This is a genomic window from Candidatus Sulfotelmatobacter sp. (assembly GCA_036500765.1).
GTDB lineage: Bacteria > Acidobacteriota > Terriglobia > Terriglobales > Acidobacteriaceae > Sulfotelmatobacter.
The window spans coordinates 500,961-520,687 of sequence record DASYBM010000016.1 but is presented as its reverse complement, the minus strand read 5'-3'; the positions used below and the strand labels follow the sequence as shown (position 1 = coordinate 520,687).

Annotated in this window: 18 protein-coding genes, 1 other RNA gene and 1 pseudogene; 12 read left to right on the top strand and 8 right to left on the bottom strand. The window is 58.9% G+C overall.

Annotated elements, in window-relative coordinates; translation table 11 throughout:
- Positions 1-124: 124 nt before the first annotated feature.
- The 6 genes and pseudogenes from VGM18_19375 to ffs form a co-directional block, all read right to left on the bottom strand.
- Positions 125-646, bottom strand: a complete 522-nt coding sequence (locus VGM18_19375; GenBank protein HEY3975175.1) for an EamA family transporter — start codon at positions 644-646, stop codon at positions 125-127.
- A gap of 9 nt (positions 647-655) precedes the next feature.
- A pseudogene (locus tag VGM18_19370) lies at positions 656-1,075 on the bottom strand (EamA family transporter).
- Positions 1,076-1,328: 253 nt separating this feature from the next.
- Positions 1,329-1,784, bottom strand: coding sequence for a nuclear transport factor 2 family protein (locus VGM18_19365; GenBank protein ID HEY3975174.1), 456 nt, complete (start codon positions 1,782-1,784; stop codon positions 1,329-1,331).
- Between the two features lie 261 nt (positions 1,785-2,045).
- On the bottom strand, positions 2,046-3,044 hold the full coding sequence (locus tag VGM18_19360; GenBank protein HEY3975173.1) for a beta-ketoacyl-ACP synthase III: 999 nt from the start codon (positions 3,042-3,044) through the stop codon (positions 2,046-2,048).
- 194 nt (positions 3,045-3,238) lie between these two features.
- Positions 3,239-3,529: a hypothetical protein gene (locus VGM18_19355; GenBank protein HEY3975172.1), complete on the bottom strand. Its 291-nt coding sequence runs from the start codon at positions 3,527-3,529 to the stop codon at positions 3,239-3,241.
- Between the two features lie 166 nt (positions 3,530-3,695).
- Positions 3,696-3,792: signal recognition particle sRNA small type (ffs, locus tag VGM18_19350), an RNA gene on the bottom strand.
- Between the two features lie 289 nt (positions 3,793-4,081).
- Between ffs and VGM18_19345 the strand changes: the two genes are divergently transcribed.
- Positions 4,082-6,283 carry a DUF3488 and transglutaminase-like domain-containing protein gene (locus tag VGM18_19345; protein HEY3975171.1) on the top strand — a complete coding sequence of 734 codons (2,202 nt, stop codon included), beginning with the start codon at positions 4,082-4,084 and terminating at the stop codon, positions 6,281-6,283.
- Between the two features lie 28 nt (positions 6,284-6,311).
- On the opposite strand, the gene VGM18_19340 is transcribed toward VGM18_19345, so the two are convergent.
- On the bottom strand, positions 6,312-6,953 hold the full coding sequence (locus VGM18_19340; GenBank protein ID HEY3975170.1) for an outer membrane beta-barrel protein: 642 nt from the start codon (positions 6,951-6,953) through the stop codon (positions 6,312-6,314).
- A 169-nt stretch (positions 6,954-7,122) separates the two neighbouring features.
- Between VGM18_19340 and rimO the strand changes: the two genes are divergently transcribed.
- The 10 genes from rimO to VGM18_19290 all read left to right on the top strand — a co-directional run bounded on the left by rimO (position 7,123) and on the right by VGM18_19290 (position 17,127).
- Complete coding sequence (rimO, locus tag VGM18_19335; GenBank protein HEY3975169.1) at positions 7,123-8,664, top strand: 30S ribosomal protein S12 methylthiotransferase RimO; 1,542 nt, start codon at positions 7,123-7,125, stop codon at positions 8,662-8,664.
- A gap of 138 nt (positions 8,665-8,802) precedes the next feature.
- A complete protein-coding gene (gene yacG / locus VGM18_19330; protein HEY3975168.1) occupies positions 8,803-9,015 on the top strand; it encodes a DNA gyrase inhibitor YacG in 213 nt (70 codons plus the stop codon).
- On the top strand, positions 9,012-9,785 hold the full coding sequence (locus tag VGM18_19325) for a transposase (GenBank protein ID HEY3975167.1): 774 nt from the start codon (positions 9,012-9,014) through the stop codon (positions 9,783-9,785). Before yacG ends, VGM18_19325 begins: the two co-directional genes overlap by 4 nt.
- Before the next feature lie 21 nt (positions 9,786-9,806).
- A complete protein-coding gene (locus VGM18_19320; GenBank protein ID HEY3975166.1) occupies positions 9,807-10,367 on the top strand; it encodes a phosphatidylglycerophosphatase A in 561 nt (186 codons plus the stop codon).
- An 88-nt stretch (positions 10,368-10,455) separates the two neighbouring features.
- Positions 10,456-11,502 carry a gluconolaconase gene (locus VGM18_19315; protein HEY3975165.1) on the top strand — a complete coding sequence of 349 codons (1,047 nt, stop codon included), beginning with the start codon at positions 10,456-10,458 and terminating at the stop codon, positions 11,500-11,502.
- A 117-nt stretch (positions 11,503-11,619) separates the two neighbouring features.
- On the top strand, positions 11,620-12,864 hold the full coding sequence (locus VGM18_19310) for a competence/damage-inducible protein A (protein HEY3975164.1): 1,245 nt from the start codon (positions 11,620-11,622) through the stop codon (positions 12,862-12,864).
- A 112-nt stretch (positions 12,865-12,976) separates the two neighbouring features.
- Positions 12,977-13,564, top strand: a complete 588-nt coding sequence (thpR, locus tag VGM18_19305) for an RNA 2',3'-cyclic phosphodiesterase (GenBank protein ID HEY3975163.1) — start codon at positions 12,977-12,979, stop codon at positions 13,562-13,564.
- A 90-nt stretch (positions 13,565-13,654) separates the two neighbouring features.
- Complete coding sequence (gene plsY, locus VGM18_19300; GenBank protein HEY3975162.1) at positions 13,655-14,323, top strand: glycerol-3-phosphate 1-O-acyltransferase PlsY; 669 nt, start codon at positions 13,655-13,657, stop codon at positions 14,321-14,323.
- Positions 14,320-15,339: an NAD(P)H-dependent glycerol-3-phosphate dehydrogenase gene (locus VGM18_19295; GenBank protein HEY3975161.1), complete on the top strand. Its 1,020-nt coding sequence runs from the start codon at positions 14,320-14,322 to the stop codon at positions 15,337-15,339. Before plsY ends, VGM18_19295 begins: the two co-directional genes overlap by 4 nt.
- 861 nt (positions 15,340-16,200) lie before the next feature.
- Positions 16,201-17,127, top strand: coding sequence for a polysaccharide deacetylase family protein (locus VGM18_19290; GenBank protein HEY3975160.1), 927 nt, complete (start codon positions 16,201-16,203; stop codon positions 17,125-17,127).
- Between the two features lie 66 nt (positions 17,128-17,193).
- Here the strand turns inward: VGM18_19290 and VGM18_19285 are convergent, their stop codons facing one another.
- Positions 17,194-17,565, bottom strand: coding sequence for a GIY-YIG nuclease family protein (locus VGM18_19285; GenBank protein ID HEY3975159.1), 372 nt, complete (start codon positions 17,563-17,565; stop codon positions 17,194-17,196).
- Between the two features lie 274 nt (positions 17,566-17,839).
- Between VGM18_19285 and VGM18_19280 the strand changes: the two genes are divergently transcribed.
- Positions 17,840-19,687, top strand: a complete 1,848-nt coding sequence (locus tag VGM18_19280) for an HD domain-containing phosphohydrolase (GenBank protein ID HEY3975158.1) — start codon at positions 17,840-17,842, stop codon at positions 19,685-19,687.
- Positions 19,688-19,727: the final 40 nt, after the last annotated feature.

Genomic DNA, 19,727 nt, shown 5'->3' with positions numbered 1-19,727 from the left:
GCGAGGGGAACCGAGCCAACTCTTTCGCTCGAGGAACTGATCGCTCAGGTCACACCCGAGAATTGTCACCCAGAGATAGACTGGGGTCCGGATGTCGGCAGGGAAAAAGTCGCCTGGCAGGTTCCTAGGGCTCGGCGAATTCGGCGACGTCCTTCACAGGATTAGGCGTAGCAGTTTTCCCTGCGGTCGTGATCACCACCACACTCACCAGCACCAGCAGCGTTCCGACGATGGTGCGCGGGCCGAGGGCTTCGCCGCCGAGGAAATATCCCACCAGGACGGCGACGACCGGGTTCACATAAGCGTACGTGCCCACTTTTGTCGGCGACTCCTGGTGGAGCAGCCAAACATACGCGGTAAATGCAACGATTGATCCGGCCACGATCAGATAGGCCAGAGCGATCCATGCCCCGCGAGAAACCGCCCGCACATGAAAGCCCCGGAACTCTCCGAGAAGCGCAGCGGTTAGAGTGAGAAAGATTCCTCCAGCTAGCATCTGCGCCCCGGAACTCATGGCCTTGGAGGTGGGCAGCGGCAGCCTGCGGCTTAAGGACGCCGCAATCGACCAACTGATGGCCCCGAGGATCAAGGCGCAGGCGCCAGTGGAATCAATGGGAGCTTCTCCCAGGTTCAGGGTACGGCTCACAAGTACAGCGACCCCGCCAAGACCGACCAGCAAGGCGATCGTGAGCCGGAGCGTGAGGCGTTGCGTCTTGAGAATCCCGATCTCGCCGATTGCCATGAAGACCGGGATCGTGGCCATCATGACCGCGGCAATGCCAGAGGGTACACGGCGCTCAGACCAGAAGACTAGACCGTAGTCGAAAACAAAAATCAAAACGGCGAGCTACGAGGCACTACGCCATTCGCGAGGGGTTGGAGAAGGCGTGCCTCGTACCCGCATCCATCCGAAAAGCACGAGTCCCGCCGTCAGGAAGCGCATGGCCGCGAGAAGAAATGGTGGAACTACGCGCACGCCCACACGAATGGCGAGATATGTAGAGCCCCAGACAAAATAGATAATTGCGAAGGCCAGCAGAACTTTCCACGCGCTTGGCTTTGATGTAGCTGGCATGCAGGTGATTTCGGCGGTCTTCGGTCTTCGGTCGTCGGTCGTCGGTTGTCCGTCGTCGGTGGTCCGCAAACACCGAACGTTGGCCTTACTCCTAAGAGTCCAAGACCGAGCACCCCGCGACCGAATCCCTTACGACCCGATTAGATCACCCGCACTTGTTACGGGTGCGGATTTCCGCTATAGAAAAATTTTATGGCGCGATAAGCGAGACGCCGCTAACGCGTAATGTACGGATCGAAGAAGCCGTCTGGGGTTATTTCTTCAGCAGGCTGGTGTGGCTGGCCACGCATTGCCATTTGCCGGTGTCGAGAACCCACGTGTCGGTGAATCGTCCGACGTGGTCGTATGGCTTACCCTGATAAGTGCCGGCGGTGTGATAGATACCCGTGATCACCGCCGTATCGCCGAAGAAGTTCATCTTCACGTCCTGGATATTGGCGAGGCTGGGTTTGAAATGCGGATCTTTGATGTCTGCCAGAAACTTCTGCTTATCGCTGACGTCGCCGTCCCACTCGGTGTTTATAAAACGGCTCGAAACCAATGCATCCAGGGCGGATGCATCCCGGTTTACCTGAGCCTCATTCCACAGGTGCTCCAGTACTATCAGCTTAGTCTCGCGGGGATCGGCGTTTTGGGCGGCGACTCCGGCCGAGCCCAGGAACAATACCAGGAACAACAGCAGAGACCAGCAAATCGCCTTACGAATCATGGCTTGCACGCTCGCCGGCATCCCCACGTGGGGCGAACGTTCAAAAACGATAGCAGCGGGACTGCGTTCAAGCTATGGAAATGAACTAAGGAAACGTTACGAACGTCACGGAAAAAGCGGGCGTCAGACGTCGGGCCTCGGGCGCCCCGTGTCCGGCTTCAGCATCCAGCTTAGACATTAACCGGCGGGTGCATTGCTTCGACTCGAGTGCTTATGAAGTCCGCGGTCAGAGGTCCAATGCCCAGGGCCTGAGTCCCGCTTCTAGTACGCCCAACGCAGCAGAGTAGCGCCTACCGTAAACCCCGCCCCTACCGACGCCAGCATCACTAGGCTTCCTTTTTTCAGCTTACCCTGCTCGAGCGCGGTATTCATCGCCAGTGGAATTGTGCCCGCGGTCGTATTCCCGAAGCGGTCGATGTTGACAATTACCGCTTCGGGCCGCAGGCCCAAGCGGTCGGCCGTGGCGTTGATGATTCGGAGGTTGGCTTGATGAGGAATGAATGCATCGATGTCGGAGCCTTTCAACCCATTACGCTCGAGCAGCGTCTGGCAGAGCTCAGTCTGCTTCCGGACGGCAAACTTAAACACCTGCTGGCCGTCTTGATGCACGTAATGCATGCGCTTCTCAACCGTCTCCTTGCTGGTGGGATTCAGGCTGCCTCCGCCTGGCATATAGAGAAACTGCCCGCCCGATCCGTCAACTTCGTGAACATAGTCAATCAATCCCACAGAGTCGTCTTCGGCGGGCTCCAGAATCGCCGCCCCCGCACCGTCCCCGAAAATAACGCAGGTAGCGCGGTCGGCGTAGTCGATGATCGAAGACATTACATCCGCGCCGATCACCAACGCGCGCTTATGCTGGCCGCTCGCAATGAATTGCGCCGCGGTCTGCAAGGAGTAGAGAAAGGCAGAGCAGGCTGCAGAGACATCGAATCCCCAAGCTCCCTTGGCGCCGAGTTTGTTTTGCACCAGGCAGGCGGTGGAGGGAAAGAACATGTCCGGAGTGACCGTGCCCACGATGATGAGGTCGATGTCGCTGGGATTGAGGCCGCGGCGTTCTAAGGCAATCTTGGCAGCTGCCACGGCGAGGTCACTGGTGGCTACGCCCTTGTCCACGATGTGGCGCTCGCGAATGCCGACGCGGGCCATGATCCATTCGTTATTGGTGTCGACCATTTTTTCGAGGTCGGCGTTGGTAAGAAGACGAGGCGGCACGTAGGTGCCGAGAGCGCTGATCTGGGCGCGGATCGGTTTGGTCAATGAGTGCTCCGGCTAAAAGTATGGACCGCTTATTTTGCCGCAGCGGGAAGACATTGTCCAATTTGCCGGTGGTGGGTCCGAAAAGAGATAAAGAGAAAAGGCTTGAACCACGAAGGACACGAAGTTTTGGGCTTCCTCGGCTTCGTGGACCTTCGTGTCCTATGGTGTTAGCTCGCACAAATTGGCCGGCATTGTTAAGCCGCGGCGTGTTCCTTTTCGTGCTCGATCCATTCGCGGACGATGTTCGGGCACGATGCGATGCCGAAATCGTGATTTTCGCCATTGACCAAGTAAAAAAGCGCCGCGCGGTCCAACTCTTCTAAATGCGAGAGATCTAACTCGGGCCACAGGTTGCACTCGATCGCCGATTGCACCAATTGCTCCATATAGGGTAGATGCCCTTCGAATAGCTTTCCCGTTACGCGAATAGTGACATGGGGTTGCATGGCAGAAACTTTTATGGAAGGAATAGTGCGATCGTTCATGTTCTCCTCGGGGGCCGGTCGATTTTTCAACCGCGCCTTGCTTTCTATAGATGGCCCGGAAAAACTTTTTATGCGAAAAGAGTCGTAAAGAGATTGTAAATTTCGGTAATGAGAGGTCGAAGAACCGCGCGGGGTTGGCTGTGAAAAAAGATGAACTGAAATAGTCAGGCACCGGGGACTCACTGCACACGCAAGAGCCCGTTACCGTTGCTTCCTTCCGGACCTGGCGGGGTTGGCGAGAGTACGTCGCGTGAGACCGATGCCTGACCTGAACCATTTTAGCATTCCGCGATTTTGTACCCTTGGGCGCGACGGCTGTGTAGCGCCGGCGTCCCGCCAGTCGTCCGGGGGGGCATCTTACCCCCCACCGCCGAGCGCAACCCTCGTTTGCTGCGGACAGCATGTGACTTTCGGTGCAAGAATCTTCAGGCAAAGCCTTCCCTTCTGGGAAAGGTTGTCGAACAATAGAGCATCGGCGAGTTCCGCTCGCCGGATAGCCTTGGGGGCTGCCCCCACATTTCGGTTCCATATTTGTCCCGATATAGCGAGGAAATGGCGACTCAGGCTTCCCAATCCGGCGTGATCCCGCTCGCGAGGGCCATCGACCATTACTTCGAACTGGCGCTCTACCTGCTTGTGCTGACTGGGTTTGCCACCCTGGCCGGGACTGGTGGACTCGACCTTCCCTCGACAATTTTGGTGGGAAGCGCGCTGGCCGTCCGTGGCTACTTGTTGGCCAAACGGATCCGAGTCGTAATTTCCGAGCGCTGGACCACACCCCTGTCGATCGCCTACTTCATTTTCTTTGCGGCCGACTACCTCCTTTTCTCGCGCGCCTTCCTTCCCGCTACAGTGCATCTGGCATTATTCGGCGTTGTGGTGCGGATGTTCTCCCTGCGCCGCGAGCGCGACCATATTACCCTCGCCATCCTCGCCTTTCTGATGGTTCTTGCGGCTGCGGTATTGACCGTCGACAGCATCTTCCTGCTCTCATTCTCCGCGTTCATGATGATGGCCGTCGGAACGTTTGTGCTTATGGAGATGCGCCGATCTGGTCAGACGGCCAGTATTCAGGCAAGACATTCCCACGATCCCCAGGAACATCGCCACCTGGCTTTTTCGCTGGCGCGAGTTGCGCCGGCGTTGATGTTAATGATTCTCATCTGCGGCGCCGCCGTCTTCTTCCTGATGCCTCGCATGAACGCGGGATATATGGGCGCCTACTCGTTTGGCACCGACCTCTCGTCGGGTTTCAGCGAGCGCGTGCAGTTGGGGCAGATTGGGCAGATTCAACAGTCGGATGCGGTCGTCATGCATATTCAAATCGACGGCGACCGCGTAGGTGGATCTGACCTGCATTGGCGCGGCGTGGCGTTGGCGAATTTCGACGGGCACAGCTGGTCCGACCCGAAAGAGCAATTCGCTCTGCGGCGGCAGCTAAGCACCAGCATTTTTCAGGTCCCTCGCAGCGACGCCGCGCTGCGGTCTTATGCGGCACGGAATCCAGTCCCCGAGCATGTAATCCACTACCGCGTCCTGATGGAGCCCATCGGCACCAACGTCTTTTTTCTTGCACCGTGGGCGCGCAACGTGAATGGCAGCTACTCGCGGCTAACTGCCGACTCCGGCGACGCGGTATATGACTCCGATTCGCAGCATCCCATCAGCCGCTACGAGGCTGATTCCGACATCGCGACGCCGTCGCGAGAAGAGTTGCGCGCCGCCGGACGAAACTATCCCGCGCAGGTGATGGCGCCGTACCTTCGCGTGCCATCGGATCTCGATCCCCGGGTTCCGCAAATGGCGGCTCAGATCGCCAATTCCGCGAAGAACGATTTCGACAAATCCGCCGCCATCGAGAATTATCTGCGAACACGATTTGGCTACACGCTGCAACTGGAGCGCGCCCCGGTCAAAGATCCGATCGCGAATTTTCTCTTTGTGCGCAAGCAGGGACATTGCGAATACTTCGCGTCTTCGATGGCGGTTATGTTGCGCACGCTGGGCATTCCCTCGCGCGTGGTCAACGGATTCCGCTCCGACGAGTTCAACGACCTGACTGGAAACTACGTGGTGCGCGCGAAAGATGCCCATTCCTGGGTGGAAGCTTATTTCCCCGGCTATGGCTGGCAGACTTTTGACCCGACTCCCGCGGGCTCCAGCGGCACACCGCACGGTTGGGACCGGCTGGCTCTATATCTCGATGCCATGTCGTCATTCTGGCGCGATTGGGTGGTCAGTTACGACACCTCGCATCAGTATTCTCTCGGCCAAGCCGCGGTTGGCGGCACCCTTCGTCTCTGGCAGCGATCGCGCATCTGGGCTCGCGAACGTTATGCCGCCATGCTGAGATGGGCGCGGCAAAGTCAGGATCGCGTGCAGCATTCGCCGGGCGGCTGGGCGATCTTCGCCGCTGTTCTCGTGCTCCTGCTTCTGTTGCTGGGAAATATCCGCCGCATTGCCCGGTTGCTGCACGAGAAATGGTTGAGTGCGCATCCCGAGCGATCCCCGGAACAAGCTGCGGCTATATGGTACGCACGCATGGCGCGCGCGCTGGCGCGGCGTGGAGTGGAAAAACCTGCCGCGCAAACCGCCCAGGAATTCGTAAAGAAAATCGAAGACGCTCGGCTCCGCGAGCCAGTGGCACGCTTTACCGCGGTGTACGAATCCGCGCGCTTTGGAGATTCCGCCGAAGATGCTCGGCGTTTGCCGGAGTTGTACGAGGAAGTCGAGTCGGCTGCGCGCGCCCGCTAGTCAACTTTTTGCGTGCGCGGCCCCCCAGCTAAAAACGCCAGAACGCTCCGCCCCCCACAAAATAGTTGTGCTGCCGCGAATTGCTGGTTGGAGCCAGCGGAAAATCCGGCTCTCCGGACCAGAAGTCACGAACTTCTCCGCGGATGAAAAGTTTCTTCCACACCTTCACATCCAGACCGAGCCCACCCTGGATGACCGCAGAGGTCGACGAGCCGCCCGGGTTAGGTCCACCATAGATCAAATTCTTGCTTTCAGAGATGCGCCCAAAGCCGACGCCAATGCTAACCCACGGCGAGACCGCCGTGGTCGGAAACAAGTTCGCACGGGCCGCCGGAACGACGAAGAGCTCGCTGTACTGGTTGGGCACGATCGCGAAGCCATAAGCGCCGCCATTGATATCTTCGTCCTTGTTGACCATCACCATCGCCTCGCCGGAGATCGCGAAGACTGGAGTCACAATAAGCCGGCGCGCATACTCTATGTTAAACGTGAGGCCGTTGCCGGAAGAGATGACGGAATTCGGATCAGGTCCACCGGTAACACCTTTATTGCTGATGAAGGTGCGTCCCAGGATGCCGCCGATTTCATTCGTTTCATCCTGCGCAACCGCCGACGCTGATAACAAGGTCGCTGCAAGAACTGCCGCAATCCACAGACGTTGACCAGACATTTCGCCTCCTGCGAGGTGATGCTAAATTGTGACGGCGGTAAGACATAGCCTAGCACGACCCCGGCTGTTTTGGACCTGTGGGTATCTTTATGTGTTACCTGAACTATCGGCGAACTTGAGACGCTGCTTCGAAAGGCTGCTCGCTGAAATGCTAAAATAGAAAGATTGGATGCCTGTAAAAGACCTCACTATCGGCGGCCCCCAAGAAAACTCGACGCAGAATACCCCTGCCGAGAGTCCGCAGGCGGTACTTTCGCAGAGTGGGTCACCGCAGACCGAATCACCGCAGAGAATCGGGTTCGTCAGCCTGGGCTGCCCCAAGAACCTGGTCGACAGCGAAGTGATGATGGGTATGCTGGCGCGGGCCGGAGCTAAACTCACGCGCCGCGCCGAAGACGCTGACGTGATCGTAGTGAACACCTGCTCGTTCATTGAAAGCGCCCAGCAGGAATCGGTCAACACGATTCTCGAAATGGCGGCGCACAAGACCGGCGGCAAAGCCAAGAAACTCGTGGTCGCGGGATGCCTGGTCGAGCGTTTCCGCGACCAGATTCGCAAAGATATTCCCGAAGTCGATGCGGTTGTCGGTACGGGCGAGTTGGAGAAAATTCTTGCCGCCACCGGCGTGCCGCCGGCGCCTCCCCTGAGCAGTAATTCTCCTCTTGTGGTCATACAGTCGCGGGCTGAAGGCGATGCCCGCGCCGCGCAGGGCCGATTCTCACGCGAATCCTGGGACGGGGCGATCGAGGACCTGCCCAACTATCTTTACGACGACTCGACGCCGCGCGTACTGGCGACGCCTGCCCACATGGCTTATATAAAGATCGCTGAGGGCTGCGACCATCCCTGCACCTTCTGCATCATTCCTCAGTTGCGCGGCCAATTCCGCTCGCGCCGTTTCGAATCCGTCATCGCCGAGGCCGAGCGTCTGGCCCAAGGCGGCGTTCGCGAAATTACTCTCATCGGCCAGGACACGACCTGCTACGGCGAAGACTTGGGCCTGAAAGACGGCCTCGCTCTGTTGCTCGAAAAACTGGCCGCCATCGACGATGTGCGGTGGGTGCGTTTTCTCTACGCCTATCCCAACAAGATCACCGGCAAATTGCTGGATACCATCGCCCGTCACGAAAAGATCTGTTCCTACATGGACGTGCCCTTGCAGCACGCTTCGGCCTCAGTGCTAAAGCGTATGAAGCGCGGCGGCGGACCCGATGTCTTCCTGCGTTCTATCGCCAAGATGCGCCGCACCATTCCCGACCTGACCCTGCGCACGTCGTTCATCGTCGGCTTTCCCGGCGAGACTGAGAAAGAATTTGAAGAACTGTGCGACTTCGTCCGTGAGGCGCAGTTCGACTGGATGGGCGCATTCGCCTATTCCGATCAGGATGGCGCTGCCGCTTACACCCTCGAGAAAAAGCTTACGCCCCGCGAGATCGAGCGCCGCCGAAAGCATCTGATGGGCATTCAGCAAAAGATCAGCAGGAAGAAAAAGAAGGCGCTGGTGGGCCGGGAAATCGATCTGCTGCTCGAAGGCGAGTCGGAAGAAACCGAACTCCTGCTCGAAGGCCGCACTCCCATGCACGCTCCGGAAATCGACGGCAAAGTCTTCGTCAACGATTTTCCCGAAGAGATTGTCCCGCAGCCCGGTGAGTTCTATCGCTGCCAGATCACCGAGGCGCACGATTACGACCTGGTTGCGAAGATCGTTTAACGAAGATCGTTTAACGAAGATCGTTTAAAAAAGATCGTATAGCGAAGGTCGTGCAGCGAAGGCCGAGTAGGAGTCGCCTCTAGAAATCATCCTCACGGAAAATCGTCGCCCCATCATTCCCGTTACAATAAGAATTGCATGCCGCGTAAGCGTACCCTTAAACTCCGGTGCCCGATTTGCAAGAAACCGGTAAAGAGCACCGACGCGGATTTCCCCTTCTGCAGCGACCGCTGCCGCCTCATCGACCTCGGCAAGTGGTCCAGCGGCGCTTACGCGATCTCATCGCCGGTAGCGGACGCCGACGACCCGATTCGCGAAAGCAATCCAGAAGACCCCGAGGACGAGTCGTGAGCGGCGAGCCGAAGCCCGCACTGAAGCCGACGCTCGAAACCGAAGCCGTCGCCGCCGCGACCGACGGTAGCGCCGGCGTCCCGCCGGCTGTCGCGGGGGCGTCCCGCCCGCGCTTCGGCGAGCTTACAATTCGCGATCGAGGTCGATTACCTCACTGGGAAAGAGAGAACTCAACCTACTTCATCACGTTCCGACTAACCGATTCCTTGCCGAAGTCCGTCCTCGATCAGATCGAATCCGAACGCGAGGCGATTGTTAAAACTGCAAATCAGCTACACCGCGATCTGAGCCCCGACGAGCGCCGGAAGATTCAACTGCTTTCCACGCCCACCGTCGAAAAGTTTCTTGACAGCGGCGGGGGCGCTTGTCACCTACGCAATACCGTAGTCGCACAAGAAGTAGCCAACACGTTGCGCCACTTCGACGAAAAGCGCTATCGCCTCTTTGCCTGGTGCATCATGCCGAATCACGTGCATGTGGTCGTGAAAATCTTCCCGAGCGAGACCCTCGCGACCGTGGTTCATTCGTGGAAATCGTTCACCGCGAAACGCGCGAATAAGATCCTCGGACGGAACGGCTCGTTCTGGCAAAGGGAGTACTATGACCACCTGATACGGGACGAAAGTGAGTTAGAGCGCTCGATTCGCTACGTGGCGGAAAACCCTGAGAAAGCAAAGCTCAAGCAGTGGAAATGGGTTTGGGTGTGCGGGCGAGACGCCCGCATGACAGCCGCCGAGGACGGCGGCGCTACAAGATCGAGCGGCTCCTAAACGAAGGACGCATCAACAACCATGGCATCAATCAAGTCGTCAGCGACCGCACCGCCTCCCGACCGTAGCGCCGGCGTCCCGCCGGCTGTCGCGGGGGCGTCCCGCCCACGCGCACCGCTGTGGGCAACTCTGGTTGCGACCTTCTTCGGAATCGGCCGGCTCCACCCCGGGCCCGGCACCTGGGGATCGCTTGCAACGGTCGCAGTCTGGGCCGCGGTCGCGCACTTCCTGGCTGCCTCGCTGCGAACTCCGGTTGCTGTCGCGGCTGCAACATTCGTTACTCTAATCGGCATTCCCGCCGCCACCCACGTAGCGCGCGCATCAGCCGCGAAAGATCCCCAGTTCGTAGTAATCGACGAAGTCGCCGGACAACTGATTGCCCTTATCGCCGTCCCCCTCACGTGGAAAACTTTCCTCGCGGGTTTTATACTTTTTAGAGCGTTCGATATCGTCAAGCCGCCCCCGGTACGGCAACTGGAAACACTTCCAGAGGGCTCCGGAATCGTGCTCGACGACGTCGCCGCAGGGGTTCTCGCATTCGTGGTGATGCATCTCCTGCTGCATTTCCGGCTACTAAACTAGTACCGAGTTGCGAGTATCGGGTACCGAGAGAAAATCGCTCTTCGTACTCGCTACGTCGCTACTCGGTATTCGCTACTCGGTACTTTTCATGAGCCTTTCCGACCGCATTCTCGGCAAGAAAAACGTCAACGGAGGGCCGCGCATCGAAATGGTCGCGCCCTCGGCGGCTTTGGCTGGAGGCGAACTCCGCATTACCGGGTCCGGTCTGCGGCCTCAAGATCTGCATCGTCCGAAAGTAAAATTTGGCGCCTTCGAAGGATCCCTCGTCGTAAGCTCCGATGCCTTTCTGGTCGCACGCGTCCCCGAAGGCGCAATCTCAGGCCCCGTCGTGGTCGCCACTGACGGCCGCGTCAGCAATTCCCACCCGGTGGCGGTGGCAGTCCCTATCGCCGAAAATCTTCATCCCGTGACTAATCCGGCGCTCGACCCCGAGGGCAACCTGTACGTGACATTTTCCGGATCGCGCGGCCAAAAGGTTCCAGTCTCGATCTATAAGATCGACACCAACTATAAAGTCAAACCCTTCGTGTCCGACATGATGAATGCCACGGCCATCGCTTTCGACCGTGAGGGACAAATGTATGTCTCTTCCCGCTTCGACGGCGCTGTCTATCGCGTGACCCCCGGCGGCGCCATGACCACCTACGCGGAAGGCATGGGCGTGGCCACCGGCATCGCCTTCGATCGCGAGCAGAGTCTTTATGTCGGCGACCGCAACGGCACGATTTTCAAAATCTCCCGCGACCAGCAGGTTTTTGTCTTTGCCACGCTTGAGGCCAGCGTCTCTGCCTATCATTTGGCGTTCAGCCCCCAGGGCAATCTGTTCGTGACCGGCCCAACCGATCGCGTATACAAGATAGATCCCGCGGGAACCGTCAGCACGTTTTACAAGGGCCTGGGGCGACCGCAAGGACTTGCCTTCGACGTAAATGGCAATCTCTACGTGGCCGCCTCGCTTTCGGGCACACGCGGCATCGTGAAAATCGATCCCGACGGATTATCCAATCTCGAAGTCGCCGGACAGGGTCTGGTCGGCCTGGCATTCGCACCCGGCCCGTCCGTCATTCTCGCGACGAATAACAGTGTGCATCACCTCGTGTGGAATATTCAGGGTCTGCCACTGTGGCCGGAATAGTCTGCTTAAAAGGAATTGTCATTCCGAACGAAGTGAGGAATCTGCTTCTGTTCGCGCGATCGATACAGCAAGGTTCCGGCCCTCTGCACGCCGCTTTTCATTTAAACTTCTACTCACGTGAACGCCGAAATCATCGCGGTGGGTTCCGAGATGCTCACACCTCACCGCATGGATACCAACTCGCTCTACCTGACCGAGCAACTGAATCTGCTGGGCGTCGATGTAATTTTCAAAAGCGTTGTCGGCGACGATCTACGGCGACTCGTCGCCGCGGCGCAGCATGGGCTGTTCCGCTCTGACATTCTGATTTTCAGCGGCGGCCTCGGACCTACAGAAGACGATCTCACCCGCGAGGCCCTCGCGGAAGCACTCGGCCTGACGCTGCGGCGCGATCCTGAGATTTTGTCCCGTCTCGAGCGGCGATTCGCCGAGCGCGGCTGGAAGATGTCCGCCAACAACGCCAAGCAAGCCGATGTGCTCGACGGCGCTGCGGTGCTCCCGAACATGAATGGAACCGCACCCGGTCAATGGCTTAGCGGCCAGTTCGACGGCCGCGAATACATCATCGTCCTGCTCCCCGGGCCTCCGCATGAACTCAAGGCTCTGTTCGAAGGCGAAGTGCGCGAGCGCCTGCGAACAAAAATTCCTCCGGCTTTTATTTCGATTCGTACATTAAAGATCGCGATGCTGGGCGAATCGGCAGTCGACGCGCGGGTCGCTCCCATCTACAAACGCTACTCTGACGTCGAGACCACGATTCTCGCCGGCGCCGGAGAAATCGAATTGCACTTCAAAACCCGCGCCTCTACGCGGGATGCCGCGCAACGACGCGTCGATGAAGTCGCCGGCTTGTGCGAAGACGAACTCGACGACGCCGTCTTCTCCCGCAATGGCGAATCGCTGGAACAGATCGTCGGCTACTGGCTACAAATGCGCAACGCCACCCTGGCTGTGGCCGAATCCTGCACCGGGGGCCTGCTCGCCGAACGCATCACGTCGGTGAGCGGCAGCTCGCGATATTTTCTGGGCGGCGCCGTTGTCTACTCGAACGCGCTCAAGACCGAGTTCGCCGGCGTGCCTGCGGAAATGATCGACCGCCACGGGGCCGTCAGCCGCGAAGTCGCAGCGGCTCTGGCCGAGGGCATCCGCTACCGTTGCGAATCGACCTTCGGCGTCGGCATCACGGGAGTGGCCGGGCCCAACGGCGGATCGCCTGAAAAGCCCGTGGGCATCGTGTTTCACGCCGTGGCGGGCGACCACGGAACCGAAGTCGTGCAACGAAATTTCCCCGGCGACCGCAAACGCATCCGCCGCTTCGCCTCCACTATGGCGTTGGATATGGTGAGGAAGAAATTGATGTGAGGAACGCAGCTTCTAGCTGCTAGCGAAGGCGGCCATCAGCGTTCTAATGGTCGGGGTGAATGGTGAACTGCTTCAAGCTAGAAGCTAGGAGCCAGAAGCTAGCAGCTGTCTCATGCGCCTCTTCATCGCTCTCGACATCAACGACGCAATCCGTGAGCGTATCATGCGATTCATCGCGGGCGTAAGAGGATTCGCGCCCGACGCGCGCTGGGCGAAACCGGAATCGCTGCACGTCACTCTGAAATTTATCGGCGAGCAGCCGGAGTCAGCGATCGATCCGATGAAGCAGGCATTGAGTGCGATTCGGGCGAGCTCGCCGGAAATTTATTTTCGCGGCTACGGCTTCTTCCCTACCGCGAAATCTCCGCGTGTCTTCTGGGTTGGCATGGAATCCGGCCCCGAACTCGCGGCATTGGCAGCGGCAGTCGATGAAACCATGGCGTCGCTCGGAGTTCCAGGAGAAGACCGCCCATTCAATCCACATCTGACGTTGGCGCGCGGCGCAGGCGGTTCTGGGTCCCCGCGCTGGCGCAAGGGAGATCGCCCGAATCGCACGTTTCACCATCTCCAGGAAAAACTTGCTGCGCTGCCCACTCCAGAGTTTGGTATGATGGCGGCCCGCGAGTTTTTTTTGTACCAGAGCCAGCTCTCCCCCAGAGCATCGAAGTACACCAGGCTGGCGCGATTTGATTTAAAGTAGCGCCGAAGTAGCGCTGGCGTCTCGCCGGCTGTCGCGGGGGCGTCTCGCCCACGCCGCGGGCAATATCGCGAAAATCGACGGCGTTCCAATATGCCGAGATTTCTGATCATCGCCGCCGCAAGCTATCTGCTGGGCTCGATCCCTTTCGGCTATCTTCTGGTCCGCCTCTTTCGTGGCGAAGATGTCCGCCGAACCGGCAGCGGCAACATCGGCGCGACCAATGTCTCGCGCAAGTCCCCCGCGCTCGGCGTGCTGACCCTTCTGCTCGACGCCCTTAAAGGAGCCGCTGCTGTGTCCGTCGGCGTCATTGTGAGCCGACCACTTTCCGAACAAATCTCGCTCTCTCCAATCCCCTGGCACGGAATGGCGCACTCATCGCCAGACTTTGCCATCTGGGCAGCCCTCGCCGCATTCTTCGCCGTCGTAGGCCACATGCTTCCCATCTGGCTGAACTTCAGCGGAGGAAAAGGCGTGGCCACCAGCCTTGGCGCGTTTGTCATGATCGCACCCAAATCCGTGCTTGCCTCCGCCGTTATTTTTCTGGTGCTGGTACTCATCTTCCGTTACGTTTCGCTGGGATCGATTGCCGCCGTCGCAGCCTTCCCGAACGCCGCACTGCTTCTGCACGAATACGGGGGCGCCCCGCTGGCGCTCGTGCTCATGGCGCTCACATCGGCGCTCATCGTCCTGAAGCACAGCGCAAACATTGTCCGGCTGCTGGCAGGCACAGAGCATCGCATTGGGTCGAGGCGCGCATGAGTGAAATCGCGGTCATCGGCGGAGGCGCGTGGGGCACGGGCCTCGCCATCGTGCTTGGACGCAAAGGAACGCATCGCGTACGTCTCTGGGCTCACGAGCCGGAAGTCTGCGCCTCGATCGCGAACCATCGGGTCAACGATAAATTTCTTCCCGGGCATCGCATCCCGGAGTCGGTTTCCGCCAGCAACGATCTGGCTGCGACGCTCGCTGGAGCGCAGATCGTCGTCAGCGTTATGCCTTCGCAACACTGCCGTGGGCTGTTCGAGCGCATGCGGCCGTTGATCGAGCCGGACACCCTGATCGTCAGCGCAACTAAAGGCTTGGAAGAGGGCTCGCTGCTGCGCATGACCGAAGTGATCGGACAAGTGCTGAAGCGCGAGGACGGCATCGCTCAAGCGGTGGGAGCGCTCAGCGGGCCTTCGTTCGCACACGAAGTCGCTCGCGGCGACCCCACGGCAATCACCATCGCCTCGCAGAATGCCGATTTGCTGCGCACCGTGCAGCAGGAGTTCAGCGATCCTGCCTTCCGCGTTTACACGAACAGCGACGTCATTGGCGTAGAGTTAGGCGGAGCGTTGAAAAATATCGTCGCCATCGCCGCCGGAATTTGCGACGGCCTGGGCTTCGGCCATAACTCGGTTGCAGCGCTGATCACGCGCGGCCTCGCGGAGATGACTCGACTGGTCGTGGCTTGTGGAGGACGAGCCGAAACCATGGCAGGCCTCGCCGGACTCGGCGATCTCGTGCTCACCTGCACCGGCGGCCTGTCGCGCAATCGCAGCGTAGGAGTCGAACTCGGCCGCGGACGCAAACTCACAGACATTATCGCGGGCATGCACGGCATGGTCGCCGAGGGCGTCTTCACCACCTCCGCCGCCGTCGGCCTCGCCCACGCCCGCGGCGTAGAGATGCCCATCACCGAGCAAATGCACGCCATCCTGCATGAGGGGAAATCTCCGCGAGAAGCGATTCAGGTGCTGATGGCGCGAAGCGGGAAGAGCGAGGCGGGTGGATAGTTTGTGGTGTGCAAAAGAAACTGAGTAGTTGTAGTAACTCACGCCATCACTCGCAGACTGGATCGTGAGCATAAACGACGTTTGCAGGAAGTATGCGAACTCAATTTATATGGGAGCGACCCTTACCGCTGACACAGCTACTGAGCCAAAGTGTACGTAACTGTTTTGAGCTTCAGTTGAGCACAGAATTGTGAATTGGCCGCACTGTTTGGTCGGGAAATCACGGTTGCACTCTCCTCCATTCGGTTTAAATCCAGAGTAACTTCCTCGCAGCCACTGCCCTCGGCCTTAGCTTCGACTTTCGAAGGCTCCCAACTTGTGACATAGAAGAGATCTATGTCAGGCTCTGTCTTACCCTTCCGGATGACGCTACTTGCGCGAATACACACGCCCAAAGACTTCACGCATCGGATTTCAACCACTGCTTCCACGCTGGTGACGCTTTGGCCCTGAACCGCCCAGCCACTACCATAAGCTCTAATCTCGTCATGTATCGGTGCATCGGGACCATACCAACAGAATGTCACTTGCGCGTTGCAGGGCTTAGGCTCAACTCGTGCCGCCGTCCCGTGCGGATTTGACTGAGCTTGAATCCATCCTGCCAGAAGAACAAATAAGAGAGTAAGGCAACTTTTCACGTGATCTCTCCCTCCAGTTGAAGGAGTATAGCCGATGCCGTACCACCGGATTTGAATCGTTGCGCATTGGCTCGGAAGGGGCGTAAGTCAATGCTCGGAAAGCCAAATGGGCGTAACACCGTCATTTCACTGATCGCCCGGATGCGCCGGCTGGCGGTGCTCGGACCCACAGCCCCGCCCCGTGTTACGCTTTACGATTCCACTACCTCCGGGAGCCCTTTCCATGAGTCTGGCCACGATCACCTTCATTATCCTCCTGCTCCTGTCATCTGTAACCGCAGCCGCACAAACCAAAGCCATCGCCGAACGCCTCGGCTACCCGCGCGATGCGAAGCTGCTCATCATCCATGCCGACGATCTCGCCGTCGCTCACTCTGAAGATGCCGCCAGCATCGATGCGCTCGATCAACATGCGGTGACCTCCGCCAGCATTATGGTTCCCTGTCCCTGGCTGACCGAAGTCGCCGATTACGCCAAGGCTCACCCCGACGCCGACCTCGGCCTGCACTTGACCTTGAGCAGCGAATGGAAAACTTATCGCTGGGGCTCGGTCGCATCCAAAGACAAAGTTCCCAGCCTCTACGATCCCTCCGGATATCTTTGGCCTGAGACCGAGCCAGCCGCGAGCAATATCAAACCGGAAGAAGCCGAGCGCGAAATTCGCGCTCAAGTCGAACGCGCCCTCGTCATGGGAATCCATCCCACGCATCTCGACAGCCACATGGGCGTGCTCTTCGCGCGCCCCGAGCTCTTCGCGGTCTACGTCAAAGTTGCGCATGAATACAAGCTGCCTTTCCTGGCGGTTCGGACGCCCGACGCGACGCCGGCGCTTCTCTCCTCGCTGACTGACAAAGATATCCTCTTGGACGCCATAGTGATTGCCAATCCTTCCGTTGCCGCCGCGAACTGGAAAACTTTCTACCTCAACGCCATCAAGAACCTGAAGCCCGGCCTCACCGAAATCATCGTTCACCTCGGCCACGATGATGCCGAACTGCAAGCCGTCACCGTAGACCATCCCGACTACGGCGCCGCCTGGCGCCAGCGTGATTACGACGCCGTCACCAGCCCGGAATTCAAGAAGGCGTTGGAAGAGAATCACGTGATTCTTATTGGATGGAAAGATCTGAAGAAGCTCGTGAACGAGTGAATTCCGAATAACCTGCGGCAACAGCTGCCGACACCAATCCTCTACAAAGACATTGTCACGAAGGCGTCATCCCGAAGCCCCGCGTTTTCTCCAGCGGGGCGAGGGATCTCCCTGCTGATCAGCGTCGGGGGCATGCTTGTACAGGTTTTGCCAGTCTTTGGCCAAGTCTTCCCATCGGGGATTCACGGAGTCGATGAGTCTGATCTTTTTGCTTCGCCGCCAGCCCTTGATTTCCTTTTCGCGGTTGATGGCGGCATCAGGATAACAAAATTGCTCGTACCAGACGAGCCGAGTCAGGTTATAGCGGCTCGTAAAGCCGGGAACCAACTTGTTCTTGTGCTGCCAGACGCGACGCACGAGGTCGCCCGTTATGCCGGCGTAGAGCACTGCGGAATCCGGCCGGTTCGTCATGATGTAAACGAAGAATAGCTTTGCCATTCTTTTCCCTTTACTACAAGAGCGCCGCTTATGTCTGTAACGGATGAACATTGGGGTCGGTCGCTGCGAGATCCCTCGCCCGCTGGAGAAAACACGGGGCTTCGGGATGACCCGCTCCGGATTTCGACGAGTACCGCTCGCGAAATTACTTTCGTAACGCCCACCTCTCCTGCTTTTCGTTCCGCCCCCAACTTCTCCCATTAGAATTTTAAGGTCACCTTGAAAGCCGCCGCCATTTCGCCTTTCGGCGTCTGCGAGAAGTGAAGGGAGATTCTTGCCCGATAGCGCTCCGAATCACGCCCGCATCCCGATTCTGTATGTAATTCTCGGTGTGCTTCTGTTGATCAGCATCGTCCCCATGTATTTCTACTCGGCGCAAGTCGAGGCCATTAACCGGGACCGCCTGAAGACCAACGAGATGCTCTTGCAGAATACGGTGACGCGTTCGCTCGCCGACGATCTGGCGCAGCATGAGCGCTCTCTGCACATGATGCTGGCCAATCTGTCGTCGGCGATCCAGGTCGCCAGCGGCGGCGACATTGGCGAGACCAATATTCAAGCTCCGGAACTGCGGGCGCTGCTGGAAAACTTCGTTTCGTCTTCAGACGAGATTGCCTACGCGACCCTGCTGAACTCCGATGCCAAAGGCATCTCCGCCGGACGCATCGCGCCCGACGCTTTTCTGAACCGCGAACTCGAACGAGCCTACGCCGCCGCCCGCGATGGCCGCGAATACAACGGCCAGGCTCTCGCCGTCGGCGAAGGAAAATCGGCGCGCACAGTATTTGTCGTGAGCTATCCAGTGAAGTACGGAACGCGTTTTCTGGGAATGATTGCTTCCGTCGTCGACCTGCAATTCCTGATTCGCCGGTTGCAAGAAGTCGCCGGCGGCGGACTCACCCCATACGTCGTCGATTCCCAGGGCCGCCTCGTGGCCGCGACCACTCCCGGTTTCGCCACTGGGCAGGACATGAAGAAGATCGACATCGTTCGCAATTTCGTCGATGGCGGCAACAAAGCCCAACTGGCTGAGACGCGCGAGTTCGCCGTCGACAACGGCTCTGAGCGGGTCCAAATGCTGGGCACCTACAGCCCCGTCATGTCGCTGAACTGGGCGGTGGTGGTTCAGAAACCGCGCGACGAGGCCTATCGCGGCGTCATCGAAATGCAGCGCACGGCCCGCTTGCTTGCGTTGCTGGCGGTCTTCTTGAGCATCTTCGTCAGCATTGTCGCCGCGCGGCGCATCACCAATCCGTTGCAGGTACTCACCCAATCCAGTCGGGCCCTGGCGCGTGGAGACTTTTCGCAGCGCGTCAATCTCTGGAGCCGCACCGAAATCGGCGAACTCGCCCACACTTTCAATACCATGTCGGATGAACTCGAGCATTTCGTAGAAGACCTCAAACGCGCCGCCGAAGAAAATCGCGAGTTATTTATGGGCTCCATCCAGATGCTCGCCGGTGCCGTCGACGAAAAAGATCCCTACACGCGCGGCCACTCCGACCGCGTAACCCGCTATTCTCTGCTGGTCGCCAAGGAGATGAAGCTGCCCGATTCCTTCCTGGAGACCCTGCGCATCTCTGCCCAACTGCACGACGTAGGCAAAATCGGGATTGAAGATCACATTCTGAAAAAGCCCGGCGCACTCACCGAAGAAGAATTCGAAGTAATGAAGACGCACACCACCAAAGGGGCGAACATTCTGCGCCCCGTCACGCAACTGGCAGAAATGCTTCCGGGCATCGAGTTGCATCACGAGGCGCTCGACGGCCGCGGATATCCCTATGGACTTCAGGGCGATCAGATTCCTCTGTTAGCCCGCGTGATCGCCGTCGGCGACACCTTCGACGCCTTGACCACGAACCGACCGTACCAGCAGGCGCACACCCCAGAGCAGGCCTTGCAGATTATCAAGAACCTCGCTGGCAAACGCCTTGATCCCAAGGCAGTCGAGGCGCTGCTCGCAGTCTGCGCCCGCGGCGAGATCAAGATTCAACGCTTCACCATCCGGCGCCCCATCGCAACTCCGCCCACCGAGGCGCCCGCCGTCCCCGTGGCGGCCGCTGTCGCTGCTCCGTCTGCTCCCGCCGAAGGCGCGCCCCTGGAACGAAGCCGAGTCTAGCGCCACGATCCAGCGCTGCAATCCTCACCGCTTCGGGTCA